A 26,558-nucleotide genomic window follows, 5' to 3' on the forward strand; every position below is an offset into this window, starting at 1 on the left:
CCACCCGGCAACGGCAGCGCCAGGTGTGTCAAATGGTCACAAAGCACGCGCCCCGTGCCCCTGTCTCCCTCACTGCCACCGGAATCGGAAACAATACGCAGCCGCGGCGGCGATAACGCCCCGCTCCCGGCAGAACCAAGGGAGGAACGGTGTTCCAATCGCTCAATGTAAAAAAGCAGTTGCTCGTCGTCGCGGCCGTGGTGTGCGCCCTCTTCGCGGGCCTGGTCATCATCGTCTGGAGCGCGACGCAATCGATCATCGACGCTGCCCACGGCATGGCCCAGGGCAAGGATGTCATTGCCGATGTGCTGCCACCGCCGCTGTACGTCATCGAGGCCCAGCTGACGGCCCTGCAACTCGGGCAGGCCCGTGCGGCAGAGCGCCCTCCGCTGCTGGGCAAGCTGTCCTCCCTCAAGCGAAAGTACGACGAGCGCAACACCTATTGGGCACAACAGGCGCTCAGCCCCGAGCTCCGGGACGCGCTGCTGGCAACCCAGAAGCGCACGGCCGACGCCTACTGGCGCTTCCTGTTCGACGACTATGTCGCCGCCCTCCAGCGCGACGATACGGCCGAAGCCGCCGAACTCCAGCGGACGCTGCTGGAGCGCTATGAAGCCCATCGGGCCACCGTCGATGCAACGGTGAAGATCGCCTCGGCCTTCGCCGACCAGACGTCGAACAACCTGTATCTGACGGCAACCCGCGTCCGCCTGCTGGTCGGCGTGCTGACCATCGGCGGCGTACTGCTGGCAGGGGGCATGATGCTGGTGAGCGCCCGCTCCATCCTGCGCCGCCTGGGGGGCGAGCCGGTCGCCATGCAGCAGGTGGCCCATCAGATCGCGATGGGGGATCTGAGCGTGGAGGTGGACGTCGCCTACGGCGACGAGCACAGCCTCGCCTCCTCGATCCTGCACATGAAGGACAGGCTGAAGGAATCCATCACCCTGCTCGAACAGGAGCGCCGGCAGCTGCGCACGCTGATCAACACCCTGCCCGACCTGGTCTGGCTGAAGGATCCCCAAGGGGTCTTCATCACCTGCAACAACAAGTTCGAACGTCTTCTCGGAGCCTCCGAAAGCGAGATCATCGGCAAGACCGATCACGACTTTCTCCCGACCGAACAGGCCAACGCCTTCCGGCAGCACGACCTATATGCCATCGAGCGCGGCCAGCCCTGCGTCAACGAAGAGACGGTGACCTACCAGGACGACGGCCACCAGGAAATGCTGGAGACCATCAAGACGCCGATGTACGACGACTCCGGCCGCCTGATCGGCGTGCTCGGCATCGCCCGCGACGTTACCCGCAGCCATCGCCTGATGGCCGAACTCGATAGCGCGCGCCAGGACGCCCTCCGCTCGAACACCGCCAAGAGTGCCTTCCTGGCCAACATGAGCCACGAGATCAGGACCCCGATGAACGCCATCATCGGCATGGCCGACCTGGCGCTGGCGACCTATCTGAGCCCACGGCAGGCCAACTACATCGGCAAGATCCGGGCCGCCTCGGAGAGCCTGCTTACCATCATCAACGACATCCTCGATTTCTCGAAGATCGAAGCGGGCAAGCTGGACCTCGAACGCGCCCCGTTCGTGCTCGAAGCGGTATTCGAGCAGCTCTCCGGCATCGTCGCGCTGCGTGCCGAGGAACAGGGCATCGAACTGCACTACGACATCGACGACGACTCCCGGCTGCTCGAAGGCGACGCTCTGCGGCTCGGCCAGATCCTGACCAATCTGGTATCGAACGCCCTCAAGTTCTCCACCGGCGGCAACGTGATCGTGGCGGCGCTGGCCGGCCCGGTGGAACAGGACGAGGTCGAACTGCATTTCTCGGTCAGCGACGAAGGCATCGGCCTCAGCGAGGAACAGGCGGCGCGGCTATTCTGCCCCTTCACCCAGGCCGACTCCTCGACCACTCGCCGCTATGGCGGAACCGGCCTCGGCCTGACCATCTGTCGCCAGCTCGTCGAGCTGATGGGCGGCAGGATCTGGGTCGAAAGCACCCTCGGGGCCGGCAGCACCTTCCACTTCACGGCACGCTTCAAGGCTCTCGGCCCCGATCGCCGGCGCGGCATCGGGGACTTCGGGCAACAGCTGGCCGCCCATGCCGCCCGACCGGTGCTGGTGATCGACGACAACCCGGTGGCACAGCACATCCATGCCCATCTGTGCAGGCAGCTGGGCTTGCAGGTCGAGCTCGCCAGTAGCGGCGACGAGATTCTGGCCCGCCTGGACGCGGCAGCGCCGCCCGACTACCTGCTGTGTCTCGTCGATTGGCGCATGTCGGGGATGGACGGCATCGAGACGATCCGCCGTCTGAAGGCGGTTTACGGCGCCCGGCAGATGAAATGCCCGCCGATGCTGCTGGTCACCGCCTTCAGCCACCACAAGGAGCTCGATGCCGTCGCCGGCGAGATCGACGGCCTGCTGGCCAAACCGGTCAGCGCCCGCCACTTGTATGTCGAGATCGCCAACAGCCTCGGCTTTCCGGAACAGGGCGCACCGGTCATCGAGCGGCGTGGCGCCACCACCCGGCCCTGGTCGCGCTTCCAGGGGCTGGACATCCTGGTCGTCGAGGACGTGGAAATCAATCGGGAGATCATCGGCGAACTACTGGGCAACGTCGGCCTGGCGGTCCGCTTTGCGGCCAATGGCAAGGAGGCGCTGGAGGTCGTGGCCAGCCAGCGCCCCGACCTGATCCTGATGGACGTGCAGATGCCGGTGATGGACGGCTTCACGGCAACCCGCCTGTTGCGGCAGAACCCCGACTGCCAGGACCTGCCGATCATCGCCCTGACCGCCAACACCATGGCCGACGAAAAGGAGGCCTGCCGACAGGCCGGGATGAACGCTCACGTGGCGAAGCCGATCTGCATGGATGTGCTGTTCGACGAGATCGCCGCCCAGCTGCCCCCCGAGCGCATCGCTGCCGCCACGCTCGCCGAGGACGAGACGCCTGCCGCGCACTATCCGGAACTGCCCGGGATCGACGTGGCGGTCGGCCTGACCTATGTCGGCAAGATGAAATCCCTGTGTCGCCTGCTGGCCAAATTCCGGGACACCCACGGCAAGACCTTCGAGCCCAACTTTGCCCAGGCCATGGCCGCTGGCGACTGGGGCACCCAGGTCCGGCTCGCCCATACCCTTAAAGGCATCGCCCGTACCCTGGGCGCCTACGATCTCGGCGAAGCCGCCGCAGCCCTGGAGGCCGCTGCGGGCAACAAGGACGGCGGACTCACCGCGGCGCACTTGGCCCAGACGGTGGAGCGGCTCGGACAGGTCACCGAAGGACTGGAGCGGGTCGAAGAGCTGGTCCCGTTGTAGCCGACCGCGGCCTCCCTGTTGGGAGACGATTCGTCCGCGGGCCTCACCCCCCGCGCGTTCCGACCGCAGTCTCAGCTCAGCGCAGTCTCCGACAGCCAGCGATTCAACAGCGCGAACAGCAGCTCCGGTGTCACCGGCTTGGCGATGAAATCGTTCATGCCGGCCTCCAGGCAGCGGGCCTTGTCTTCGGCGAAGGCGTTGGCGGTGAGCGCAAGGATCGGCACCTTCCGCCCACCGGGCAACGCACGGATGCGGCGCGTGGCTTCGAGACCGTCCATCCCGGGCATCTGCATGTCCATCAGGATCAGGGCATAGTCGGTGGCGGCGGCCATGTCCAGCCCTTGCACGCCGTCCTCGGCGGCATCCACCAGCAACCCCACATCGCCGAGCAGGCTCAGCATGATCTCCCGATTGACCGGCTCGTCCTCCACCAGCAGGACGCGGCGCCCCTGATGGCGGGCCGCCAGGCACTCTTCCGCACTCTCCTCGGCGTGCAGCGTGCTGACGGACAAGGCCTGCCCGCCCTTGCGCAGGCGGGCGGTGAACCAGAACGTGCTGCCCTGCCCCGGCATGCTGCTGGCGCCGGCCTCACCGCCCATCAGCTGGGCGATCTTGCGGGTGATCGCCAGCCCGAGGCCGGTCCCGCCATACTTGCGCGTCATGCTGTTGTCGGCCTGCTCGAACAGGTTGAACAGACGCGGCATGGCTTCCGGCGCGATGCCGATGCCGCTGTCCGCAACGACGAAGCGCAGCAGCACGCTATGCGCATCCTCTTCCAGCGTCTCGATGCGCAGCGTGATGGCGCCGGCCTCGGTGAACTTCACCGCGTTGTTGGCGTAGTTCAGCAAAGCCTGCTGCAGGCGGGTCGCGTCCCCCAGTAGCGCACAGGCCGGTAGCTGCAGTTGCACGTCGAGGCGCAGATGGCGCTCGTCGACCTGCCCGCGGATCAGGTCCGCCACCCCGTCGACGATGCGTTCCAGATGGAGCGGCACCTCATCCATGCTGAGCTTGCCCGCTTCGATCTTGCTCAGTTCGAGCACCGCATTGATGATGTGCAGCAGATGAACACCCGCCGCCTCCAGCTTGCCGAGCTGCTGGGTCTGGCGGACATTCAGGCCGCCGCGGCGCAGCAGGTGCGCCATGCCGATGATCGCATTGAGCGGCGTTCGGATCTCGTGGGACATGTTGGCCAGGAAGGCGCTCTTGGCCAGGTTGGCGCCTTCCGCGGCCCGGGTGGCCTGCAGCAGCTCCTCGGTACGGCGGGCCACCGTAAGCTCCAGATCCTGCCGGTAGCGAGCCTGGCGCCACAGCAGCACCGCCAGCAGTGCCAGGCAGGCCACCGTCGACACCGTCGCGATCAAGGCCGTCCGCCACCACTCGGCAAGGAAATCGACCGTCGCCAGCCCCACCGCCACATAGAAGGGATAGGCGCCGACCCGCTTGTACGCGTAGATGCGCTCCTGCCCATCGAGTGCGGCCTGGAAGCGGATGATCCCTTCCCGGTCACCCTGCTCGATACGCGCGTGCATCGGATTGCCGGAGAGCGCGTGGTTAACGGCCTCTGGCCGCGGCGGAATGCGCATCACCAGCCGCGCATCATCGCTGCGCCGCCAGGTGACGACCCCATGCAGGCCGAGATCGATGGCGTGCACCAGCGTGGACAGGTAGTCGAGTTCAAGCGGGGCCATCGCCGCACCGGCAAAACGCCCCTGGGCATCGCGGACCGGCAGCGCGGCGAAGAGCTGCGGCCGGTGGCTGATGCGCCCGACACTGACCTCGGAGAAGAACAACGGGTGCTCCGGATGCTGCTTCAGCACCTCGAAATAGCTGCGCCCCCGTGCGCTCGGCGGCGTACCCGTGGCGAGACTCTCGGACAGGTACAGCACGTTGCCGTCCCGGTCTATCAGGCGTAGCCCGCTGATCTCGGGAAAATGCTGGGCCCAGGCGGCGAGCTTGCGGTGCAGGTCCGGCGCGTAGCGCTCCCGGGCGGAGAGATCGAGGGCCTCGACGGGGACCTCCGCCGCTAGGGCGGCGAGGGTCGTCTCGGTACGCCGCAGGGACACATCCAGGCGCGCCTCCAGCACCTCGACGAGGTTCCGCGCGTTGGCGGTCGCCAGCCGGGTCTGGCCCTGGTAGCTCTCCGCCAGGAAGAAACCGAGCAGCAACAGCACGCCAACGGCGAAAACCAGGAAGCCACCGAGGGACTTGCAACAGGACCACCCGGTGGCGGCCCGCGGGCCTCCCGGGCGCGCCACCGCCCCCCCTTCCGGGTGCTCGTCGGCAGCAGCAGAGGGGGCAGCGCACTTCGGCACTTCGGACGACGGCACAGGGGTCCGCATGGGATCGACGGGGACGGGGAGTCTCGGGATGACGTGTCCGAGCGATCATAACGCCCCGGTCAACCCCATGCACGCCGCCACGCCGTGTGTATCCTTTATTTACCCGCCGATATTGCACATCGTGCAAGGGATGTTCGACGCCGCCGCGCGAGAAAAGACCGGGCACGAAGATATCTGGCCGGCACAGTGGAAGCGGCGCGATAGTGCATGCTAACTTCCGCCCCCCGTTCAATCGCTCCACCGTCATGGCTCCGTCCGCCGCCCTGCTGCCGCCCGTCGTCGACCAGCGCCTGCGCGACTTTGCCGGCGGCACACCGCTGCGGGTCCGCCACCATGGCGCCGGGGCAGCCGGTAGCGACGTGTATTGCCATGCGGTGGTGCGCGATACCGTGGCGGCGTCGGGCGGGCGCCAGTGTTTCGGCTGGCTGCACAGCCTGCCAGCCCACGCTGGGCCGCAGCAGGGCGCCCACGGCTTCACCTTCCATTCCGTGTGGCTGGCGCCGGACGGGCAGCTGGTGGACGTGGCGCCCCACGCCTTCTCCCGGAACGGCTGGAGCGTCTTCATCCCTGACCGCCGGCGGCGTTACGACTTCGCTCAGGACGTGGGCTACAACGCGCTGGTCATCTACACGAACACCCGTGTCAGCGACTACGCGCGCAAGCTCAGCGGCCTGCCGGTGGTGCCCGGCGAGCTGTACTGGACGTCCCACCTCTACCTGTTGCCGGTAGCCACCTATGAAGGCCGCTTCCGCCGCGCGTCCCGCTACTTGGCCGAGATCGAGCGTCGCTACGGCCTGCGCAGCGACGGCAAGCGCCTCGTCGGGCTGGCAGGACTCAGCCACAGCCAGCGCATCGAACTGGCCTTCAATTACGGCGTGTACTGAGGGCCGGCCTCCCGGCACCTTGCCTGTGGGGGCGAATTCATTCGCCCCCACAGAGATTCGGATTGGGCTTGGGCGGAGCCACAAGTGCATGCCCTGCCCCGCCGACAGCCTTACACCACCTGTACCTCGATGCGCCGCGGCTGGGCGTGCTCGGCCTTGGGAATGCGCAGGGTCAGCACGCCATGCTCGAAGCTGGCCTTCACCTTGCCGGCGTCGAGTTCCTTCGACAGCGTGAATTGGCGGCGGTAGCGCGGCAGGCCGACCTCGGTGTGGGTCAGCTCCATGCCCTCCGGTGCTTCGAGCACCACTTCACCATCGATGGTCAGCACGTCGGCCTCCACGTGCAGGCTGAGGCGGTCCTTCGGCACGCCGGGCAGGTCGGCATACAGCGTGATGCCACCGGCGTCCTCCAGCACATCGACGGGGGGCAGCAGCGCGGCGTCCTCGTGGGTCGCGGCGGCGCTCTTGGGGGCTTGGTTGGTGTCGCTCATGGTCGGTCCTCCGGGGCTTACTGGATGCTGATGCGGCGCGGCTGGGTTTCTTCACGGCGCTGCACGCTGACGTGCAGCACGCCGTCGCGGTACTTGGCGACGATGGAATTGGGGTCGATGTCGTCGGGCAGGGACACCACGCGACGGAAACGCCCGGCAAAGCGCTCGCCGATATGCACGGTGGCCTGCTCGGAGACGGCCGGCGCCTTGCGCTCGCCGGCAATGGTCAGGATGCCCTTCTCCAGTTGCACGTCCAGCGTGGCCGGGTCGAGACCCGGCGCGAAGGCGTAGATCTCCACGGCATTCGGGGTGCCACCCACGTTGAGGGCAGGATAGCCGCGCTTCTGGCCGCGAATGCTCGGCCCGGGTTCGACGGTCTGCGGCACCTCCCGCTGCAGCCGCTCGAGTTCGGCGAGCAGATCGCGGGGGAACATGGATCGGTAGTACATGCGAGCCTCCTGAAGGTAGGGGAAAGGGCGGCGCCGGGGCGCCCATGCCCCATAGCTGAGTGCGCACCATGGCGATTTCAAGACCTTGAAGTTGACGCCCGCATCCCCCATCTTTCGCGCTAGCGCGTGCGAGCCGAGCCGGCCCTCACGTTCCGTGACAGGTCACAGCGACGGGCAGCCAGCATGCGATACGACGACGATCCCCTTCACCAGCAGCAGCGCTTCGTCCAGCGCTGGCTCCTCATCACCGCCTGCGTCGGCGCGCTGATGCTGCTATGGCATTTCATGCCGGCGCTGGAATCCGGCTTCAGCCCCCGGCAAGCCAGCGAGCGCACCGTAACGCCCCGCGGCGACCTGGCCGCCGACGAGAAATCGACCATCGAGCTGTTCGAGCGTGCGCGCAATTCCGTGGTGTTCATCACCACCTCCCAACTGGTACGCGACAACTGGACCCGCAACGTGATGTCGGTGCCGCGCGGCACGGGTTCGGGCTTCATCTGGGACGACGCGGGCCACGTGGTGACCAATTTCCACGTCATCCGCGGCGCCTCGCAGGCCACCGTGCGCCTCGCCGACGGGCGCGACTACCAGGCGGCGCTGGTGGGCGCCAGCCCGGCCCACGACATCGCGGTGCTGCGCATCGGTGTCGGCTTCAAGCGCCCACCGCCGGTGCCGGTGGGCACCAGCGCAGACCTGAAGGTCGGGCAGAAGGTCTTCGCCATCGGCAATCCCTTCGGCCTGGACTGGACGCTGACCACCGGCATCGTGTCGGCGCTGGACCGCAGCCTGCAGGGCGACGACGAGGGGCCATCGATCGAGCACCTGATCCAGACCGACGCGGCAATCAACCCCGGCAACTCCGGTGGCCCGCTGCTCGACTCGGCCGGCCGCCTGATCGGCATCAACACCGCGATCTACAGCCCGTCCGGCACCTCGGCGGGCATCGGCTTCTCGATCCCAGTGGATACGGTGATGCGGGTGGTGCCGCAGCTGATCCACAGCGGCAAGTACCTGCGCCCGGCGCTGGGCGTGGAGCTCGACGAGAGCCTTAACCAGCGCCTCGCCCGCGGGCTGGGCGTCGAAGGGGTGGTGATCCTGCGCGTGCCGCATGGCTCCGCGGCCCACCAGGCCGGGCTGCGGGGCATCACGCAGAACCCGGACGGCAGCCTGGTGCCGGGCGACATCATCGTCGCCGTGGAAGGCAAGCCGGTGGATTCGGTGGCCCGCCTGGCGGCGCGTCTCGACGACTTCAAGGTCGGCGACAGCGTGTCGATCGAGATCCTGCGCGGCCGCAACCGTCAGTCGGTGACGGTCACGCTGCAGCCGGGCAGCTGAGCATCCGCGAAAAAACGGGGGCCGCAGCCCCCGTGTCGATTACAGCTCGGTGAACAGCGCCGCGTCGGGCAGGCGCGACTTGGGCAGCTTGGCGTTGAAGTCGTCCGCGCCGCTGTAGCCGAGGGCCACCAGCACCACGCCGGTGAGGCCGCGCTCGGTGAGGCCGAGGGCCTCGTCCAGCGCCTTGGCGTCGAAGCCTTCCATCGGACAGGCGTCGATGTCCAGCGCCGCGGCGCCGAGCAGCAGGGTGCCGAGGGCGATGTAGACCTGGCGCTCGATCCAGCTGCGCTCATCCTGCAGCTCGGTCTGGTGCAGGTTCACGTAGAAGCGCCGGCTCTTGTCCTGGTTGGCCTTGGCCTCGTCGGTGGCGAAACGGCCGTCGGCCTGCTCGGCGGCCAGCACCGCCGACAGGTGGGCGTCATCCAGCGTGGTGCGGGCGCACAGCACCACCACGTGGGAGGCCTTGCGGACCTTCGGCTCGTTGTAGGCGAAGCCGCCCTGGGTGGCCTGCGCGACGCGGGCCTTGGCCTCCGGCGTGGCGGCAATGACGAAATGCCAGGGCTGGGAATTGACCGACGACGGGGCATTACGCAGCAGCACGCGCAGCTGCTCGACGAGGTTCTCGGGGATCTGGCGCTCGGCGTCGAAGGCCTTGGTGGTGTGGCGAGTCTGGGTGATGCGGGCGATATCCATGAGGGTACGTGTCCTTGCGTTCTCGATTGTGGTGCAGCGCCGCCAGCGCGAGGGAGGGCGCTTGCGACGCGGCCGCATTGTAGAGGGCCGGACGCCGCGGAAGTTCATGGAAGACACAGGCTGCGTGCGGAAGATCTGGATGCGGTGGTGCTGGGCTGTCATCGCCCTGCAACCTCCGCTGCGCATGCTGGCGTTGGAGTCTGGAGGCGCGCCCGCCTCGACCGGGCGTGCAATTTCATGTGCCAAGCCGTGACGAGGTGACCGTGACGACCAAAGTCTATTGCTACCACTGCATGACCTACCACCGCCCTGAATCGATGCAGAAGATCATGACCCGCTGCGGCGAGCGCTGGCGCTGCATCCGCTCCATCGAGGCCGCCCGCAGCAGTACCGACGAGCGCGATGCCTTCGGCCTACGCCAGTCCGAACTCAACAAGGCGCGCGCCCGGGTGATGCAGGAAAACGCGATGCAGGGCCGCCGCCTGACCCAGCAGACGCTGTAAGCAGGGCGCCTCTCCCCCGGAGGGGGCACGCCCTTCTGCCGGCACCCCTTCCCAGGCAATGCCGGCAGCAATTTCCCCTACCTCCATCCGGTGACGGGATATTGCCTGCGCGCCAAATGGCGTCATTTCTCCATTCAATTCCACGCACATGGACTGCTGAATAAACATCAGCCGTGCTGGAATTGAAACAGCCCGTCATTTTCCCGTCCGCCGCTGACGTAAGGGCACCTGGTTTATTTAAACCTTCGATTCGTGCCATTTTCCGTCAATTTCCGGCCACACCTTCCACTACGGCACAGCGGCGCTCTGGAAGACCCAGCACTCAATTTCAACATATTGTTTTAAAACCATTAATTTAATAACAAATCAATTAATCTGGGAACGAATTTCCACTTCAATAGAAATACGAACCAATAAGAACAAGCTGCCATTGGCATAGGCTTTGCTCAAGCTGACGCTCTCGAACATTTATTTACATTCGGAGCCCCGTCATTCATGAGCAAGCACAGGATCCCCCGGCGACACGACCCTGCACGAATCAATAGCCGTCACCGCGGCTTCCGCCTTTCCCCGATTGCCGCCCTCTTCGCCGGCATGACCCTGTTCTCGGCGCTGCCGGTCAACGCCCAGTCCCTGAGTGACGTGCAGGCCGAGAACAAGCGCCTCGCCGCCGAGAACGAGCGCCTGCGCCAGGCTCTGGAACAACAGAAGCAGCAGGCCACCGGCAGCGCAGCGACGGCCAGGCCTACGGCCGCAGCCAGCGTCGTCGAAGCCACCACCACGCCGCCGATTCCGCTGGCTCCCAACAAGGGCGACGCGCTGCTGCTCGAAGCGGTATCGGTGAAGAACACCAAGCTGAAGGAAATCCCCAAGTCCGTCTCGGTGATCACCGGCGAGGAGCTGGAGAAATTCCACGTCAATAACTTCCGCGACATCGTCAATCGCATCGGCAACGTGCGCACGTCCTGGCAGAACCCCAATACCGCGTCGATCTTCATCCGCGGTGTGGGCTGGGCGGCCGGGGCCGGCGTGCTGGAACCCAGCGTCGGCGTAAATGTGGACGGGGTGAGTTACGGCATCAGCTCGATCACCGCGCTGGGCAACTTCCTTGATATCGAGTCGGTGGACGTCACCCGCGGCCCCACCGGCGTGGATGGCGGCCGCGCCTCCAACGTCGGCCGGGTCTCCATCAACACCCGCAAGCCGAGTTTCGTGCCGGAGGCCCGCGCGTCGGTTACCTACGGCGAGCGGAACACCGCCATCGCCACCGCGGTGATCGGCGGCGCGATCCAGGAGAACGTGCTGGCCTACCGCTTGACCGTCAACCGGGAAACCGCCGAAGGCCCCTACGACAACAAGAACGACAGCCACTACTCGTGGCGCAACACCGACCGCACGAACATCCGCAGCCAGTTCCTGCTGACCCCCAACAAGGACCTGGAAGCCCGCCTGTCACTGGACTTCACGCCGAAGGGCCGCGAGATCTGCGAGAACTGCTTCGCCTTCCGCCTGAAGACGCCGGCCAACTATGACCGCCTCAATTCCGCCGGCCAGCCGATCCCGGTGAACTACGCGGAGGACAACTTCGGCAAGATCAGCCGGCGCTGGTTCGGCCAGAAGACCGACTACACGGTGGCCGACTACTACGCCAAGGAGATCAACACCCTCGGCGAGTATCCCAACACCTACGCCACCAAGGGCGTGACCGCCGACGTGAAGTACAAGCTCAACGACGCGCACACGCTGACCTTCATCACCGGCTACCGGGACTACGACTTCTCCCAGGGCGCCGGCACCCACACCCAGTTCGAGTGGCTGCGGGCGCCGCGCGGCACGCAAACCGAGTACAAGCAACTGAGCCAGGAGATCCGCCTCGACAGCAAGCTGACCGACACGCTGCGCTACCAGGGCGGCCTGTACTTCTTCCAGAGCCAGTTCCCCAACACCAGCCAGACCGAGCGCTACGGCTCCGACGGCGGCGCGTGGTACGCCAACGCGGCCCAGTACGCGCTGCTCGATCCGGTCAATCCGCTGCTGCCCAACGCCACCGACTCCGCCGGCCGTGCCCTGCTGCTCAACTCCCTCGACGGCCTGATCACCAAGGTCCGCAACCGCATCGACAACAAGAGCCAGGCGGCCTACTCCAACCTGATCTGGGACGCGACCAAGGAGCTGAGCCTCAGCGCCGGCCTGCGCCTGAGCCGTGAATCGCGCAAGACCTCGGGCAGCAGCTACATCGAGTCCAACGGCTTCGGCGCCGAACTCAACCCGGCTTCGGTCAACAACGTGCAGCTCAACGGCTTCGCCAACAACGCCAACGGCGTGCTGGCGGCGTCAAACAACGCCGCCCAGCTGGCCCTGGCCGACCTGGTCGCGCAGAAGTATTTCGGCGTGGCCACCTACGGCGCCCTGTCGGCGGACCAGAAGAAGCAGGTCGCCGCCGCCAAGGCGATCCGTGCCGGCCGCATCGGCGCGCTGTACCAGAACACCATCGCCCAGTCCTACCTGGAAACCCTGCCGACCATCGAGCTGGGCTCCACCTACCGCTTCAACAACGCCCACACAGGCTTCGCCACCTGGAAGCACGGCGAGAAGGCCGGCGTGTCGCAGATCGTCGGCGGCACGGTGCTGGGCGGCAAGTCGGTGCCGGCGGACACCGAGAAGACCGATGCCTACGAAGTGGGGCTGAAGTCCTTCTTCCTGAACAAGACCCTGTCGGTGACCAGCGCGCTGTTCCTGCAGAACATCCGCAACTACATCCAGCCGGTATATGTGTTCGACGAGGTGCAGACCCGCCTCAACAACAACGGCCTGCCGGCCTACCTGTCGGCCCTCGGCAACGTGCCGAAGGTACAGACCAAGGGCCTGGAGCTGGACGTGGTGTATTCGGGCCTGCCCTACACCACGCTGCGCTTCGCCGGCGCCTACACGGACGCCCGCTACAAGGACTTCAAGTTCGCCGCCAACCCCGGTGAGCTGGGCGGCGACCCGAACCAGCCCTACTTCGACGCCAGCGGCAAAACCCTGGCCGGCGCACCGAAGTTCAGCGGCAACCTGTTCGGCGACTTCTCCTACCCGATCCTCGGCAACAAGGTCTTCCACACCAACCTCAACTACAACTTCCAGAGCAGCTACTACGCCGATCCGACCCTGTCCCGCTACAGCAAGACCAAGAGCTTTGGCGTGGCGGACCTGGCCATCGGCGTCGGCCGCCAGGACAACAAGTTCGACGTGAGCTTCGTGGTGAAGAACCTCTTCAACGAGGACACCAGCCTGCAGCCGAGCTGGAACAGCTACAAGCCGGGCATCCCGCGCTGGTTCGGCGTAACCATCAGCGCCTCGCTGTACTGACCCCTCCGTCCCGCCACCCCTCTTCCCCACGGGAGAGGGGCGCTCCCCCGAAAAAAGGAGAATCCGATGCACACCCCGTTCAAGCCCTCCCGCTCCCGCCTGGGCGCGCTGGCCACCATCGTGCTGCTGGCCGCCGCCGGCCCTGCCCACGCCCACCATGCCTTCGCTGCGGAATTCGACGCCGACCAGCCGATCGACCTGAAAGGCACCGTCACCAAGGCCAAATGGGTCAATCCGCACAGCTGGCTGTATTTCGACGTGAAGAACGCTGACGGCAGCGTGACCAACTGGGGCGCCGAGTTCGGCACACCGCTGGCACTGCAGCAGAAGGGCCTGACCCGCACCGAGCTGCCAGTTGGCTCCGAAGTCCGCATCAAGGGCTACCGCGCCAAGAACGGTGGCCCACTCGGCTACGCGGTCAGCGTGACCCTGGCCGACGGGCGCAGCTTCTTCACCGGCGGCGCCGGCGACGCGCCGACGGCGGCCCGCTAAGACACGAGTCCCCTGCTCATGGCTTCCCTCCTTGAACTTGCCCAGTCCATTGAAGGCACCCGCATCGGCGTCGCCATCGCGGAATCGTCGCTGGCCTTCCCGATCATCGAAGGCATCCACCTGATCGGCCTGTCGATCTCCGTCGGGCTGATCTTCCTCACCGACCTGCGCCTGCTCGGCGTCTTCCTGCGCCACGTGCCGCTCAACGACGTGCTGCACCACCTGCGCCCCTACGTGCTGGGCGGCTTCGCGGCGATCTTCATCTCCGGCGGCCTGCTGTTCTGGGCCGAGGCGGCGACGCTGGTGGCGAGCCCACCCTTCCCGTTCAAGCTGGCTTTCATCGTGCTCGGCGGCCTCAACGCGCTGTATTTCGAGTTCGTCATCGCCCGCCAGCCGGCGGTGCAGAACGCCCAGCATGGTGCCCTGCCGGCCAACGCCCAGCTGGCCGGGCTGGCCTCGCTGGTGCTGTGGACGCTGGTGATCGTCTGCGGCCGCCTGATTCCCTACATTCCTGCCTGGTAATTGCGATGCCCATCCGCGAACTTCTCACCGACCTGCAGAACAGCGCCTTCGCGCACTCCGTCAGCAAGGCCGACCACTTGGTCGGCGCTGGACTGCAGATCATCCACGTCCTCGGCTTCGTGCTGCTGCTGGCCTCCCTCGCGCTGGTCAGCCTGCGCGTGCTGGGCCTGGCCTTCGGGCGCCAGCCGCTGCCCTCGGTCGCCCGCGAGGCCAACCGGCTGATCTGGCTCGGCCTGGCGCTGGCCGTGGCGAGCGGCATCCTGATGTTCTCGGCGAGCCCGCTGCTGTATTTCTACAAACCGGTGTTCATCGCCAAGCTCGGGCTGCTGGCTGCCGCGGTACTGATCCAGCTGCTCCTGCTCGGCCCGGTCAGCCGCAGTGCCCAGCCGTCGCCGGCGCGGGCCCGCGTCAGCATTGTGCTGGGCCTCGGCGCGTGGTTCGGCGCCGCGCTGGCCGGCCGCATCATCGGTTTCGTGTGAGGCGCCCGGCCATGTTCAAGCCCACGCTATCCGCCCTCGCGCTGCTGGCCGCCATTGGCCTGGCCGGCTGCCGGGACGATGCGCCGAAGGCGGCCGCCGAGCCGGCCTTCCGCCCGACCGCGTCGGTCCAGGAAATCATGCAGTCCATCGTCGATCCCAGCGCCGACGCCCTGTGGGAGTCCGTCTCCAGCACCGTCACCGCCAAGGGCGTCGAGGACAAGCAGCCGCGCACCGACGAAGACTGGAGCGCAGTCCGCCACTTGGCAATCCAGCTCGCCGAGGCCGCCAACCTGCTGGCCGTCGAGGGCCGCCCGATCGCCCATCCCGGCAAGCAGCTGGAGGACGCTCACGTCGCCGGCATCCTCAAGCCCGAGGAGATCGGTGCGCTGATCGGCAAGGATCGCCCACGCTTCGTCGCCCACGCGCGCCACCTGCAGCAGGCCGCCGAGGAGGCGCTGGCCGCCATCGATGCGCGCAGCGTAGAGCGCTTCACCATCGCCGGCGGTGCCATCGACCAGGCCTGCGAGGCCTGCCACCGGGTCTTCTGGTACCCCAACGACAAGCGCCCACCGGAGCTGGCGGGTACGCCAGCCCCCGCCACCAAGTAAGCGCGGCGGCCCACGCCGCCCCACCAATCCACAGGAGATAAACGTCTTGACCGACGCACCGATCCCCGCGCGGCCGCCCCGTGGCGCCCGCCTGCTCGCCGCCGGCCTGTTGCTGCTGGCGAGCCACCTGGCCTTTGCCCACGACGCGATCCCGCGCCTGCCCAACGGCAAGCCCGACTTTTCCGGCATCTGGCAGACCCTCACGCCGGCCGACGACGACCTCGAACCCCACGCTGCCCGCAAGGACGCCGCCCCCGGCGCCGGCGTCATCGAGGGCAAGTTCATCCCCTACCTGCCCCAGGCCCTGGCCCAGAAGAAACAGAACTTCGAGGCCCGCGAGACTGCCGACCCGCGCACCAAGGGCTGGACCCTCGGCGTGCCACGCGGCATCTACTACCCCGAACCCTTCCAGATCTTCCAGCGCCCCCGCGACCTGAAGCTGGTGTTCCAGTTCGGCCATACCGTACGCACCATCCACACCAACCAGACCGAGCATCCGGACGTGATCGGCGACCTGCTGTCCGGCGACTCCCGCGGCCGCTGGGACGGCGACACGCTGGTGGTGGATGCACGCAACTTCACCGACCAGACCTGGCTCGACCGGGCCGGCAACTTCCACAGCAACGACCTGCACGTGGTGGAACGGTGGACCTATCTGGACGCCAACACCATCGAGTACAAGGCGACCCTCGAGGATCCCCAGGTCTATAGCCGCCCGTGGACCCTCGGCGTGATCCTCCACCGTCACCGGGAGAAAGATTTCCAGCTGATCGAGGACTACCGCTTCACCCTCGATTTCGACCAGTACTACCCGCCCAAGCGCGACAAGAACTGAGGAAGGAAAACGCCTGCGATGGACTCCCACATGACCGACCGGACCTCCACCCGATCCCGCCCCCGTACCGCCGCGCTGCTGCTGGCCACCACCAGCCTGCTTGCCACTGGCGCAGCCCACGCCCAGAACACACCCACCCAACCGGCTGCCGCGGCGGCCCCGGTGGTGGACAAGAGCATCCCGAAGATTCCCGCCGGCCCGTGGCAGGGCCCGCGCCTGCCCGACGGCCAGCCCGACGTGAGCGGCTTCTGGGGCCCGGCCTTCGGCAGCTACCTCAACCTTACCGACCCGGAGGGCATCTCCACCGGCGAGCGCCAGCGCAACCTGCCACCGCGGGAGCAGCGCGCCCCGAGCCGGGTCAGCGACCCCGCCGACGGCCAGGTGCCCTACCAGCCCTGGGCCCGCGCCAAGGTCCAGGAATACCAGGCCTATTACGCCAACCCGATCAAGCCCGAGTACGTGGACCCGCTGGCCCGCTGCGCGCCGCCGGGCATCCCGCAGGCCTTGTACATGCACGGCCACGAGATCTACCAGTATCCGGGCTACGTCGTGTTCCTGTTCGACCAGGGCACGCGCATCATCCACCTGGACAACAAGCCCCATCTTGCCGACAACATCAAGCTATGGAACGGGGATTCCCGCGGCCGCTGGGAGGGCAACACGCTGGTGGTCAGCATCTCGAACTACAACGGCAAATCCAAGTTCGGGCGCAGCGGCGAGTTCGTCAGCGAGAACGTGAAGATCGAGGAGCGCTACACCTTCGACGCCAACGGCAAGCGCTACAACTACGAGGCGCGCATCACCGACCCGACGGTACTGACCCGCCCGTTCACGGTGACGGTGCCGATCCGCAAGTACACCGAGGCCGACAAGCCGCGCCCGGTGGTGTACGCGGTGCGCGAGGCCAAGCACGCCGGCAAGGAGGTGATCATCGAATACGCCGAGGAGCGCGCCTGCATCGAGTTCAACAGCGGCCACGCCCACCTGCCCAGCGCCGCCGCCAAGTAAGGCAACCCGGCATCACCCCGGTGCCGGCTCCGCCACCACCACCCGGTTGCGACCGGCTGTCTTGGCGGCATACAGCGCCCGGTCGGCGCGCTCCACCAGGTCAAGGCCAGCCGGATAACCCACTTCCTGCCTTGTGCCTGCGGCAGGCCAGACCGGATGGAGGCAGGCCACGCCGATGCTGATCGTCACCCGGCTGCTCTCCAGGGTACCGCGGTGCACGATGCGCAAGGCCTCCACCGCCGCCCGCAGGCGCTCCGCCACCAGTGCGGCGGCGGCGGCATCGGTACCCGGCAGCAGCGCCACGAATTCCTCGCCGCCATAGCGCGCCACCATGTCGGCGGCGCGGACCACCGCGACGTTGAGGGTCTTGGCGACCATCTGCAGGCAGCGATCGCCCTCCACATGGCCAAAGTGGTCGTTGAAGTCCTTGAAGTGATCCACGTCGATCATCAGCAGCGACAAGGGCTGGCCACTGCGCATCGCCCGCCGCAGTTCCAAGTCGAGGGTGCCGTCAAAGGCACGCCGGTTACCGATGCCGGTCAGTGCATCCTGGGTGGTGAGGCGTTTGAGCGCTTCGGTCACCTGGACCAGCTTGCGGTACAGGATGCCGCTTTCCGCCAGCAGCACCAGCAATACGAAGCTCGCAGCCAGCAGGCCGTACACCCGCCCCGCATAGAAGCCCAGATCGAAGCGCCCACCGTTGAGCATCGCCGATAGCGCAATATCGATCAGCGACGCGCACACCATGACCATCAACCACAGGTCGAGCACCGAATGGGGCCGACTGAACCACAGCACAGCCAGCGCCAGCAGGCTCGAAGCCCATACGAAGGCCACCGCCAGCGACATCGACGAACGGTAGCGATCGCCGTCCATGAGCTCCGGCAGCAGATCCTGGCCGGCAGTGGCCAGCGCGGTAAATGCGGCGCTCAGCACCACCATTCCCGCCCCGGCGGCCATGAAGGGCAGGCGCGGACGGCGCGGCAGAGTGGAAGACACGAAATCCCGCCCCTTGAAACGCGCATAGGCAATGACGAAAAGCGGGAAGACGCCGTGCCAGAACATGTACAGCCAGGCCGTGCTCTGGGGGCCGGCCCCCAGCAAGCCTGTGGGCGTGAACAGCCCGGGAAAACTCAGCGCATGGGCCACCGTCATGCAGGCCACGTACAGGTAGCCACAGCCCAGCACGAACAACGCCCGGGAATTGAAGGAAAAATACTGGCTGAACAGCAGCGCCGCGGTGATCAGATCGGTGACCACCAGCCACGACTCATAGCACGGGATGAAGCCCCAGATCGGCGTCAGCGACACCCTGGCAAACGGCGCCAGTAGTGCGAACACCAGCAGGGACAGCAGCAGGACGGCCAGCGCCAGCCGCTTTTCACGCGGGCTGGCGGTGAGCGTCGACAGGAACAGGGGGCTGTCCGCGGATGGATCCGGCAGCGCGCTATCGGTGAGTCCGGACATCGTCAAAGACATGATGGCTCCCCGCGCGGTCGGCTTGACCATGAAGAGGGCTCAAGAATAAGACCCTACCCTCGGTCGCCCAGCGTGAAATAAGTCACGCTTTGTGCACTACACGGATCCGCCCGGCGGAAACGGCAAGGGCGCGCCGCTGCCGCGACACGCCCCCGTGAAACAGCCACCCCGCTTACCGGGGCGACCTGGCCGCCTTGCCTGCTCAGCTCCGCCGACGGCGGTTCCAGCCCAAGCCGGCGATGCCTACCCCGACCAGCGCGAGACTCGCCGGCTCCGGCACGACGTTGAAGCCAAAGCCCTGGAGTTGCACCAGCGGCGCCTGCACATTGGCGGTCAGATAGAGGTCCATCGTATAGCTGCTCCGGCTGGATGCAGCCCCGACATCGGCATCCGACATGGCGAGCTGATAGTGGCTGGCGTAGGTACCCGGCAGCGCCGTATCCAGCATGGCGGAGAACAACAGGGAATCGCCAGGGTTCAGCTCACTGAAGGTGGACAAGTCGGTGAACAGCACACCGGTATCACCGCTGGCATTGATCGCATCCAGATCCAGACCGGCGCGATCACCGGACAGGTTGGAGACGGTGAACAGCAGGCTGGCCGGCGTGCCGGTCAGGAAAGTCCCCAGATCGAGGGTCACGATGGACGAACTCGAACCGTTGATCAGCGGGGCTGCGTGCAACAGGTAGGAATAGGTGGCACCCACGGTGCCGGACCAGCTGGCCGTCGCGGTGGTCGTCTCAGCGCCGGTGAATGCGCTACCAGTCTGGTGGGCGGTCAGCGACGAGGCGCTACGGCTTACCAGCACCGAGCCGGCCCCCACGTAGGCATTCAGATCGGACGCGTTGACAACTCCGGTCAGATTGGTGGCCATGCTGGCAGTGGTCGCGCCATCGCTGCAGGCGCCCTTGCGCAGGCCACTGCAGGTATCCGCGGCACTCAGCGTGGAAAAGGTGCGGGTCACGCCAGGCGCCGTGACCACCGCCCCGATACTGCCGGAGCCCTGGGTATGCACGCTGTTGTTCGCGCCGTTGCCACCGCCTGCCGTCGCCGTCGTGGCAACAGAGAGGGTGCGGGACGAGTTCATGTTGATGGTAGCGCCGGTCAGCACGCCCAGGCTGACATCGAACTGGGCGATGCTGCTGCTGCCAACCGCCACGTTGTTCTGTGTGGTGGCACCGCCCGCCTTTCCATCACTAACCGTTGCGCTGTCGTTGAAGCTGACATCGGCGGTGGTGACCACCAGCGCATGGGCGGACAAGGGCAGCGCCATGGCGCAGGCGCCAAGTGCCGCTGTTTTGAGCACGCCGGCAAGGCGCGGTGCTGCAGAAGGCTTGGTCATGAAGTGAACTCCTGTGGGTTGAGTCGCTGACGCAGTAGTGGTTGGGTCCCGTTGCTGCGTGGTGACTGCCGGGATGGCCTCGACGATAGAGACGAACCCCATTTCCCAGGAGGGAAAACTTCACGGCGAATCTGCCGTTTTCACATTTATTTGGCAAAAGTTTCAGATTTTCAAGACTCCCGACAGCTCGCCGAAAGTCCACCTTCAGAAAAGACCGAACCCGCCGGGCAGCCAGCCACGCGGCGGGTTCATCACGGTCGGGTCGGTTCAGCGCCAGCCGCCGAACTGCTGCATGTGCAGGCCATCCGCCCCTGCATCACGCTCCGTGGGTCCCTGCAAGCCCATCGTCGCCAGGCGCGCCGAGCGGGAATTGCAGGTCGTCTCTGAGATCCAGGCCTGGCCGGCACGCAGGCGGGTCAGGCAGTACTGCCATAGTGTAGAGAACATGTCGTACCCCTCCTCAACATAGATACGGTTCAATTTAAGCAAACGACATACCAGTATTACCGTATTACGTATTAAACAGGATACAGCCTGCCCTCCACGCCGGTTTGCGACTTTTTTGTCGTTTTCCCGACGCCTTCCCGTCACGTCTCCCCCCATTCCGGTTGCCCGACTTGGTGCAGTTTTGACCTCCGCGCCGTTTTTTAGTGCGTGGATCTCATTTTCATTTTGTTAAATCCCTTGGTTTTGTAGGGATTGTGGCTTGGCATAGCTCGTGCTTTTCTTTGCATGAAACTTTTGTTCTTTACATGCAATACCGCCTATGAAAAACCCGCCCACATCCCGTCCGGCTTCCTTGCGGTCGCCGGGCCTCCCATGGAGGTTCCAATGAAATGGATTAGCGCAATCATCAAGCCGTTCAAGCTCGACGAGGTCCGCCTGGCCCTCAATGCCGTCGGCGTAAACGGCGTCACCGTCACCGACGTGAAAGGCTTCGGCCGTCAGAAGGGGCACACCGAGCTGTACCGGGGTGCCGAGTACGTCGTGGACTTCCTGCCCAAGGTGAAGGTGGAAGTCGCCGTCCCCGACGATGTGCTGGAAAGCGCCATCGCCGCCATCGAGCAGGCCGCCGCCACCGGAAAGATCGGTGACGGAAAGATCTTCGTCTTCGACCTCGAGAAGGCCGTCCGCATCCGCACCGGCGAAGCCGGTCTCGAAGCCCTTTAGGAGCGCTCCCATGAAACGCATTCTTGCCCTGGCAACCCTGCTTTTCGCACTCTGTTTCGCCATGCCCGGCTGGGCCGACGACGCGCCGGCAGCCGCCGCAACCGTCAGCGCCGCCGTCGATGCCGCCGCCAGCGCGGCCCCTGCTGCTGCAACGCCGGCGGCCGCCCCCGTACCCAACAAGGGCGACACCGCCTGGCTGATCACCGCCACCCTGCTGGTGGTGATGATGGCTGCCCCGGGCCTCGGCCTGTTCTATGGCGGCATGGTCCGCAGCAAGAACATGCTGTCGATCCTGATGCAGACGCTGGTGATCTTCTGTCTGCTCGGCGTGCTGTGGGCCGTCTATGGCTACAGCCTGGCCTTCACCGACGGCAATGCCTTCATCGGCGGCTTTGACAAGCTGTTCATGAAGGGCGTAACGCCGGACACCGTGGTCGCCACCTTCAGCAAGGGCGTCGTGCTGCCCGAGTACATCTTCGCGTCCTTCGAGCTGACCTTCGCGGCGATCACCCCGGCACTGATCATCGGTGGCTTCGCCGAGCGCATCAAATTCACCGCGGTGCTGGCCTTCATGGTGCTGTGGTTCACCTTCTCCTACATCCCGATGGCCCACATGGTGTGGTACTGGGCCGGCCCGGACGCCTTCACCTCCGCCGAAGCGGCCGAGAAAGCGGCTGAAGTGGGTGGCTTCCTGTTCAACAAGGGCGCCCTCGACTTCGCCGGCGGCACCGTGGTGCACATCAACGCTGGTATCGCCGCGCTGATCGGCGCCTTCATGATCGGCCCGCGCCTCGGTTACCGCCGTGAATCGATGGCCCCGCACAGCCTGACGATGACCATGGTCGGCGGCTCCCTGCTGTGGGTCGGCTGGTTCGGCTTCAACGTCGGTTCGTCCCTGGAAGCCGGCGCCACCGCAGGCCTGGCCTTCTTCAACACGCTGGTGGCCACCTGCGCGGCAACCGTCTCCTGGACGCTGATCGAAGCGGTCTTCAAGGGCAAGCCGTCGATGCTCGGCGCGATCTCCGGCGCTATCGCCGGCCTCGTCGTGATCACCCCGGCCTGCGGCCTGGTCGGCCCGATGGGCGCCATCATCATGGGCCTGCTCGGCGGCCTGGTGTGCTACTGGGGCGTCAATGGCCTCAAGCGCATGCTCGGCATGGACGACACCCTCGACGTGTTCGGCGTGCATGGCGTCGGCGGCATCCTCGGCGCCCTGCTGACCGGCGTGTTCGCCTCGCCCGAACTGGGCGGCACCGGTGTCTATGACTACGTCGCCAACGCCGTCGCCCCCTACGACATGAGCGCCCAGCTGGTCGCCCAGGCCTGGGGCGTGGGTACCGCGGTGGTGTGGTCCGGCGTGGTGTCCTACATCGCCTTCAAGCTGGTGGACCTGACCATCGGCCTGCGGGTCGGCGAAGACGCGGAGCGCGAAGGCCTCGACCTGAGCACCCACGGCGAGTCCGCCTACCACGACTGAGCCCATGTCGATGAATCGTTTTATGAAGGGCCTGTTCCGGCCCCGCGGAAACGACTTCATGGCCGCCGACGACGCCGTCGGCGGCGGGGGCCCCGCGCCCGCACGGGCTCCGCCGGCCCCCCCCGCGCCGGGCCCGCGCCGGGGCCAGTGGGGGCGCCCCCGCCCCCCCCACAACCCCCCCCGTCTGTTTTATGTGTTTTTTGGGGGGGCGGGGCGCGCCCCCCCAAAACCCATTCCCGCCCCCCCCCCCCGGGGGGGGGGGGCGGGGCCCCGGAGCCCGCAGTGGCTCCGCCGGCCCCGCCGTCGCCGGGCCGGCGCCTGGCCCTGTGGGGACGCCACATCGCCCACCTGATCCGCCACGGCATGAACGCCGAAACCGCCCACGCCGCCCATCTGGGCGAAGTGGAAGCCCGCATCGGTGCGATGACCCTGGAGATCGAACGCGGCCAGCGCCGCATGCTGAACGGCAGCGAGGAAGCCCACGCACTGCGCCAGCAGGCCGAAGCCACGCTTGCCGCCACCGCAGGCGACATCGACGCCGGCCTGGCCGAATTGGAAGCCACGCTGTCGGCCAAGGTTGCGCGCATCGGCGAAGTGGTCAAGGTGCTCGAGAAGATCGGCCGCGACCTCGACCTGCTGGCCCTCAACGCCGCCATTCAAGCGGCCAGCGCCGGCGAACAGGGCCGTGCCTTCGCGGTAGTCGCCGACAACATCCGCGCCCTCGCCGGCGACACCGTCGCCAACGCCAAGAGCGCATCCCAGTTGCTCAACTTTGCCGATTTCCAGCAGGGCCTGCAGGGCTTCCGCCAGGAGAGCGCGGCCAGCGTGGCCCGCTCCAACCAGGAAACCGGCGCCGCCTTCACACGCATCGAAGAAACCTTCGCCGGGCTGCGCGATGCCCTCGCCACCCTCGACGAACACGGGCGAGTCATCTCCGCCATGCACTCCCTCAACCAGTCCACCTTCGACCGCCAGCGCCTCAAGCTCGAATGGGCCGAGCGCCTGTGCTTCGACCTGGGCGGACTGGAAAAACAGCCCCACGACAACATCGTCCCGGTGCTCGACCGCCTGCTCGACAAGGAAGGCCTCACCGCCGACGCCGGCTACGACCGGCTGGCCGACATCCGCCAGCGCGGCCGCCTGCGGGTCGCCATCGAACCCGCCTTCAAGGGTCTGTCCTTCCGTTTGCAGCCCGGCGCACCGCTGCGCGGGCTGGACGTGGACTACGCCCGCGCCTTCGCCAAGCACCTGGGCGTGGCGGTGGACTTCGTCGAACACCCGTGGGACCAATGCACCGAACTGCTGCAGGCAGGCCGCCGCCCCGGCGAGCCCGCCGCCGACCTGGTGTGGAGCGCGCTGCCACCAAACGCCGCCTACAAGGGCGTGGCCTTCTCGGACAGCTACACCTACCTGAACTACGTGCTGGCGCGCCGCCACGGCGACACGCGCATCGACGGCGTGGCCAGCCTGGAAGGCAAGGTCCTCGGCTGCATCAACGACCCGGCCGCCTTCGCCGCGCTGGAAGCGGCCGGCCTGCGCTGGAGCAAGCACACCCGTAAGGAACCGGGCACCGTGCGTCTGGCCAACCTGATCGGCTATTCGGACCAGGGCGTTATCCACGACGCGCTGGCCGACGGCACCGTGGATGCCTTCGCGGTGGATCACCCAATCTTCGCGTGGGCCTGCTACGGGCAGGACAGCCCGTGGCGCGGCCGCATCGAGATACTCCCCGAACCGCTGTCGCGCCAACCCTGGTTCTACGCGGTCGGCGTCGCCGACGATCCGTCGTCGTGCCGCCTGCTGCAGGAGGTCAACCGCTTCATCGCCGGCTTCACGAAGAGCCGCGAACGGGAACAGATCGAGAAAAGCTGGCAGTTCGGAGTGATCCACGGCACCGGCAGCTACCGCCACGAGCCTGGCAAGCTACGCGGGGAGGACGCCCTGGCCGCCGACCTGGCGCGGCTGGCACCGGGCGAGACGTGAAACACCTCCTTCTTGGAGGCCGATTCCGTGGGGGCGAATTCATTCGCCCGCGGACTTCGTTTAAGCGACTGAGGGCGAATGAATTCGCCCCCACGGGCTCTGCAGCCCTCAAAGCAAGGCCATCAGTCCGGCGAGCCCCAACGATGCCGGAAATACCTGCTCAGCCGGCCTCGCCCGGATTCGGGTACATCAGCACGCTGAGGAAGCGGATCGGGCACTTGCTGAGCTTTTCCGGCCCATGGGGAATGTCGGCGCGGAAGGTCAGCGCATCGCCCGGTTTGAGCACATAGGTGTTCTGGCCATGGCGGTACTCGATCTCCCCCTCGAGCATGTAGATGAACTCGGTGCCGGGGTGCTCGAAGATCGGAAAGGTCTCCGACTCGTGGTCGATGGTGATCAGGAAGGGCTCGAAGACCTTGGTCGGGCCCTGGTCGTAGGCCAGCAGGTGATAGGTGTGCCCCTTCTTGGTGCCACGCCGCACCACTTCCATCCCCTCGCCATCCTTCACCAGCTGCGCGCTGCCGTCGCGCACGTCGTAGCCGCGGAACAGCGTGGCGATCGACACGCCAAGCGCCCCAGCCAGCCGCGACAGGGTGTCCAGGCTGGTGGCCGTCTGCGCGTTCTCGATCTTCGACAGCATTCCACGGCTGATGCCGGCCAGGTTGGCCACGTCCGCAATGGTGAGGCCGTGCTTCTGGCGCAGGTCACGGATCGTGTTGCCCAGGTAGCGCTCCAGGCTGCCGCTGCCTTCTTGTTCGCTCATGGGGGTTCTCCCACCTAAATCTCGATGGCGAAATTATTGCACAGGCAGGTGTTTCACACGAGGAAAAAATAGTTGACACTATTCACCTTGAGATGCACCATGTTCAAAAATAATTCTCTACATGAACTTCCAGCGGAGTTGAGAACATGCCATCCAGCCGTCGCTACACCCTGTCGCTGTCCTGTCCTGACCGGGTCGGCATCGTCGCCGCGGTAAGCGGCTTCCTCGCCAGCCATCAGGGCTGGATCACCGAGGCGAGCCACCACGCCGACCCCGAAGCCAAGCGCTTCTTCATGCGCCAGGAAATCCTCGCCGACTCCCTGCCCTTCGGCATCGACACCCTGCGCGACAAGTTCGCCCCCATCGCCGCCGAGTTCGGCATGGACTGGCGCATCTCCGACAGCGCCCGCAAGAAGCGCGTCGTCATCCTCGTCTCCAAGCAAGAACACTGCCTGTACGATCTCTTCGCCCGCTGGCAGTCCGGCGACCTGGACATCGACATCCCCTGCGTCATCTCCAACCACGAGACCTTCCGCGGCTTCGTCGAGTGGCACGGCATCCCCTTCCATCACGTGCCCGTCACCCCCGACAACAAGCCCGCCGCCTACGCCAAGGTCGAGGAACTCTTCCGCGAGGCCGATGGCGACGTGATGGTCCTCGCCCGCTACATGCAGATCCTCTCGCCGGAGCTGTGCATCAACTATCCCGGCCAGATCATCAACATCCACCACAGCTTCCTGCCCAGCTTCGTCGGCGCCAAGCCCTACCACCAGGCCCACGCCAAGGGCGTCAAGCTCATCGGCGCCACCTGCCACTACGTCACCAGCGAGCTCGACCAGGGGCCGATCATCGAGCAGGACGTCATCCGCGTGGATCACTCCGACGCGCCCGACGACCTCGTCCGCTACGGCAAGGACATCGAAAAGGCCGTCCTCGCCCGCGGACTGCGCTACCACCTCGAGGACCGCGTCCTCGTCCATGGCAACAAGACCGTCGTCTTCCGCTGAAACACCGGAACTAGAGGAACCA

Annotated in this window: 23 protein-coding genes; 15 read left to right on the plus strand and 8 right to left on the minus strand. The window is 66.4% G+C overall.

The window, feature by feature from the left end:
- Positions 1-149: 149 nt before the first annotated feature.
- A complete protein-coding gene (locus tag ACE3RX_RS00955; protein ID WP_374479353.1) occupies positions 150-3,326 on the plus strand; it encodes a response regulator in 3,177 nt (1,058 codons plus the stop codon).
- A gap of 71 nt (positions 3,327-3,397) precedes the next feature.
- Here ACE3RX_RS00955 and ACE3RX_RS00960 read toward each other — a convergent pair whose 3' ends face one another.
- A complete protein-coding gene (locus ACE3RX_RS00960; protein WP_374479355.1) occupies positions 3,398-5,665 on the minus strand; it encodes a response regulator in 2,268 nt (755 codons plus the stop codon).
- Positions 5,666-5,910: 245 nt separating this feature from the next.
- On the opposite strand from ACE3RX_RS00960, the gene ACE3RX_RS00965 reads away from it, so the two are divergent.
- Complete coding sequence (locus ACE3RX_RS00965) at positions 5,911-6,549, plus strand: hypothetical protein (RefSeq protein WP_374479357.1); 639 nt, start codon at positions 5,911-5,913, stop codon at positions 6,547-6,549.
- A 110-nt stretch (positions 6,550-6,659) separates the two neighbouring features.
- On the opposite strand, the gene ACE3RX_RS00970 is transcribed toward ACE3RX_RS00965, so the two are convergent.
- A complete protein-coding gene (locus tag ACE3RX_RS00970) occupies positions 6,660-7,040 on the minus strand; it encodes an Hsp20/alpha crystallin family protein (protein ID WP_374479359.1) in 381 nt (126 codons plus the stop codon).
- 17 nt (positions 7,041-7,057) lie between these two features.
- Positions 7,058-7,489, minus strand: a complete 432-nt coding sequence (locus ACE3RX_RS00975) for an Hsp20/alpha crystallin family protein (RefSeq protein WP_374479361.1) — start codon at positions 7,487-7,489, stop codon at positions 7,058-7,060.
- A 183-nt stretch (positions 7,490-7,672) separates the two neighbouring features.
- Here ACE3RX_RS00975 and ACE3RX_RS00980 point away from each other — a divergent pair, with 183 nt between their 5' ends.
- The gene (locus ACE3RX_RS00980; RefSeq protein WP_374479363.1) at positions 7,673-8,824 is read left to right on the plus strand and encodes a S1C family serine protease; all 1,152 of its coding nucleotides are present in this window, start codon (positions 7,673-7,675) and stop codon (positions 8,822-8,824) included.
- Between the two features lie 39 nt (positions 8,825-8,863).
- On the opposite strand, the gene nfsB is transcribed toward ACE3RX_RS00980, so the two are convergent.
- A complete protein-coding gene (nfsB, locus tag ACE3RX_RS00985; RefSeq protein WP_374479365.1) occupies positions 8,864-9,517 on the minus strand; it encodes an oxygen-insensitive NAD(P)H nitroreductase in 654 nt (217 codons plus the stop codon).
- 263 nt (positions 9,518-9,780) lie between these two features.
- Here nfsB and ACE3RX_RS00990 point away from each other — a divergent pair, with 263 nt between their 5' ends.
- The 8 genes from ACE3RX_RS00990 (at position 9,781) to ACE3RX_RS01025 (ending at position 17,315) form a co-directional block, all read left to right on the plus strand.
- Entirely contained in the window at positions 9,781-10,020 is a 240-nt protein-coding gene (locus ACE3RX_RS00990) for a hypothetical protein (protein WP_374479367.1), read from the plus strand.
- A gap of 495 nt (positions 10,021-10,515) precedes the next feature.
- A complete protein-coding gene (locus ACE3RX_RS00995) occupies positions 10,516-13,371 on the plus strand; it encodes a TonB-dependent receptor (protein WP_374479369.1) in 2,856 nt (951 codons plus the stop codon).
- A 66-nt stretch (positions 13,372-13,437) separates the two neighbouring features.
- Positions 13,438-13,863: a DUF6152 family protein gene (locus ACE3RX_RS01000; RefSeq protein ID WP_374479371.1), complete on the plus strand. Its 426-nt coding sequence runs from the start codon at positions 13,438-13,440 to the stop codon at positions 13,861-13,863.
- An 18-nt stretch (positions 13,864-13,881) separates the two neighbouring features.
- Entirely contained in the window at positions 13,882-14,385 is a 504-nt protein-coding gene (locus tag ACE3RX_RS01005; protein ID WP_374479373.1) for a DUF6644 family protein, read from the plus strand.
- 5 nt (positions 14,386-14,390) lie between these two features.
- Positions 14,391-14,864 (plus strand): DUF6644 family protein, encoded by a 474-nt coding sequence (locus ACE3RX_RS01010; RefSeq protein ID WP_374479375.1) that lies wholly within the window; start codon positions 14,391-14,393, stop codon positions 14,862-14,864.
- Between the two features lie 11 nt (positions 14,865-14,875).
- Positions 14,876-15,472: a hypothetical protein gene (locus ACE3RX_RS01015; RefSeq protein WP_374479377.1), complete on the plus strand. Its 597-nt coding sequence runs from the start codon at positions 14,876-14,878 to the stop codon at positions 15,470-15,472.
- A gap of 46 nt (positions 15,473-15,518) precedes the next feature.
- Positions 15,519-16,307 (plus strand): hypothetical protein, encoded by a 789-nt coding sequence (locus tag ACE3RX_RS01020; RefSeq protein WP_374479379.1) that lies wholly within the window; start codon positions 15,519-15,521, stop codon positions 16,305-16,307.
- Positions 16,308-16,325: 18 nt separating this feature from the next.
- Positions 16,326-17,315 (plus strand): hypothetical protein, encoded by a 990-nt coding sequence (locus ACE3RX_RS01025; protein WP_374479381.1) that lies wholly within the window; start codon positions 16,326-16,328, stop codon positions 17,313-17,315.
- Between the two features lie 12 nt (positions 17,316-17,327).
- Here the strand turns inward: ACE3RX_RS01025 and ACE3RX_RS01030 are convergent, their stop codons facing one another.
- The 3 genes from ACE3RX_RS01030 to ACE3RX_RS01040 form a co-directional block, all read right to left on the minus strand.
- Positions 17,328-18,794 carry a GGDEF domain-containing protein gene (locus tag ACE3RX_RS01030; RefSeq protein WP_374479383.1) on the minus strand — a complete coding sequence of 489 codons (1,467 nt, stop codon included), beginning with the start codon at positions 18,792-18,794 and terminating at the stop codon, positions 17,328-17,330.
- Positions 18,795-18,996: 202 nt separating this feature from the next.
- Positions 18,997-20,136, minus strand: coding sequence for a choice-of-anchor E domain-containing protein (locus tag ACE3RX_RS01035; RefSeq protein WP_374479385.1), 1,140 nt, complete (start codon positions 20,134-20,136; stop codon positions 18,997-18,999).
- A 267-nt stretch (positions 20,137-20,403) separates the two neighbouring features.
- A complete protein-coding gene (locus tag ACE3RX_RS01040) occupies positions 20,404-20,583 on the minus strand; it encodes a hypothetical protein (RefSeq protein WP_374479387.1) in 180 nt (59 codons plus the stop codon).
- Positions 20,584-20,967: 384 nt separating this feature from the next.
- Between ACE3RX_RS01040 and ACE3RX_RS01045 the strand changes: the two genes are divergently transcribed.
- The 3 genes from ACE3RX_RS01045 to ACE3RX_RS01055 all read left to right on the plus strand — a co-directional run bounded on the left by ACE3RX_RS01045 (position 20,968) and on the right by ACE3RX_RS01055 (position 24,766).
- On the plus strand, positions 20,968-21,306 hold the full coding sequence (locus tag ACE3RX_RS01045) for a P-II family nitrogen regulator (RefSeq protein ID WP_374479388.1): 339 nt from the start codon (positions 20,968-20,970) through the stop codon (positions 21,304-21,306).
- A gap of 10 nt (positions 21,307-21,316) precedes the next feature.
- Positions 21,317-22,783, plus strand: coding sequence for an ammonium transporter (locus ACE3RX_RS01050; protein WP_374479390.1), 1,467 nt, complete (start codon positions 21,317-21,319; stop codon positions 22,781-22,783).
- A 282-nt stretch (positions 22,784-23,065) separates the two neighbouring features.
- Positions 23,066-24,766, plus strand: coding sequence for a methyl-accepting chemotaxis protein (locus ACE3RX_RS01055; protein WP_374479392.1), 1,701 nt, complete (start codon positions 23,066-23,068; stop codon positions 24,764-24,766).
- Between the two features lie 160 nt (positions 24,767-24,926).
- Here the strand turns inward: ACE3RX_RS01055 and ACE3RX_RS01060 are convergent, their stop codons facing one another.
- A complete protein-coding gene (locus ACE3RX_RS01060) occupies positions 24,927-25,529 on the minus strand; it encodes a helix-turn-helix domain-containing protein (protein WP_374479395.1) in 603 nt (200 codons plus the stop codon).
- Positions 25,530-25,675: 146 nt separating this feature from the next.
- Here ACE3RX_RS01060 and purU point away from each other — a divergent pair, with 146 nt between their 5' ends.
- On the plus strand, positions 25,676-26,536 hold the full coding sequence (purU, locus tag ACE3RX_RS01065; protein ID WP_374479397.1) for a formyltetrahydrofolate deformylase: 861 nt from the start codon (positions 25,676-25,678) through the stop codon (positions 26,534-26,536).
- The last annotated feature ends 22 nt before the right edge of the window (positions 26,537-26,558 follow it).

It is taken from the genome of Zoogloea sp. (assembly GCF_041914405.1).
In the GTDB taxonomy this organism is placed as follows: domain Bacteria; phylum Pseudomonadota; class Gammaproteobacteria; order Burkholderiales; family Rhodocyclaceae; genus Zoogloea.

Coding starts and splice junctions, on each gene's coding strand:
- ACE3RX_RS00960 (WP_374479355.1), bottom strand. CDS start 5,665: ATGCGGACCCCTGTGCCGTCGTCCGAAGTGCCGAAGTGCGCTGCCCCC.
- ACE3RX_RS00965 (WP_374479357.1), top strand. CDS start 5,911: ATGGCTCCGTCCGCCGCCCTGCTGCCGCCCGTCGTCGACCAGCGCCTG.
- ACE3RX_RS00970 (WP_374479359.1), bottom strand. CDS start 7,040: ATGAGCGACACCAACCAAGCCCCCAAGAGCGCCGCCGCGACCCACGAG.
- ACE3RX_RS00975 (WP_374479361.1), bottom strand. CDS start 7,489: ATGTACTACCGATCCATGTTCCCCCGCGATCTGCTCGCCGAACTCGAG.
- ACE3RX_RS00980 (WP_374479363.1), top strand. CDS start 7,673: ATGCGATACGACGACGATCCCCTTCACCAGCAGCAGCGCTTCGTCCAG.
- nfsB (WP_374479365.1), bottom strand. CDS start 9,517: ATGGATATCGCCCGCATCACCCAGACTCGCCACACCACCAAGGCCTTC.
- ACE3RX_RS00995 (WP_374479369.1), top strand. CDS start 10,516: ATGAGCAAGCACAGGATCCCCCGGCGACACGACCCTGCACGAATCAAT.
- ACE3RX_RS01000 (WP_374479371.1), top strand. CDS start 13,438: ATGCACACCCCGTTCAAGCCCTCCCGCTCCCGCCTGGGCGCGCTGGCC.
- ACE3RX_RS01005 (WP_374479373.1), top strand. CDS start 13,882: ATGGCTTCCCTCCTTGAACTTGCCCAGTCCATTGAAGGCACCCGCATC.
- ACE3RX_RS01010 (WP_374479375.1), top strand. CDS start 14,391: ATGCCCATCCGCGAACTTCTCACCGACCTGCAGAACAGCGCCTTCGCG.
- ACE3RX_RS01015 (WP_374479377.1), top strand. CDS start 14,876: ATGTTCAAGCCCACGCTATCCGCCCTCGCGCTGCTGGCCGCCATTGGC.
- ACE3RX_RS01025 (WP_374479381.1), top strand. CDS start 16,326: ATGGACTCCCACATGACCGACCGGACCTCCACCCGATCCCGCCCCCGT.
- ACE3RX_RS01030 (WP_374479383.1), bottom strand. CDS start 18,794: ATGTCTTTGACGATGTCCGGACTCACCGATAGCGCGCTGCCGGATCCA.
- ACE3RX_RS01035 (WP_374479385.1), bottom strand. CDS start 20,136: ATGACCAAGCCTTCTGCAGCACCGCGCCTTGCCGGCGTGCTCAAAACA.
- ACE3RX_RS01040 (WP_374479387.1), bottom strand. CDS start 20,583: ATGTTCTCTACACTATGGCAGTACTGCCTGACCCGCCTGCGTGCCGGC.
- ACE3RX_RS01045 (WP_374479388.1), top strand. CDS start 20,968: ATGAAATGGATTAGCGCAATCATCAAGCCGTTCAAGCTCGACGAGGTC.
- ACE3RX_RS01050 (WP_374479390.1), top strand. CDS start 21,317: ATGAAACGCATTCTTGCCCTGGCAACCCTGCTTTTCGCACTCTGTTTC.
- ACE3RX_RS01060 (WP_374479395.1), bottom strand. CDS start 25,529: ATGAGCGAACAAGAAGGCAGCGGCAGCCTGGAGCGCTACCTGGGCAAC.
- purU (WP_374479397.1), top strand. CDS start 25,676: ATGCCATCCAGCCGTCGCTACACCCTGTCGCTGTCCTGTCCTGACCGG.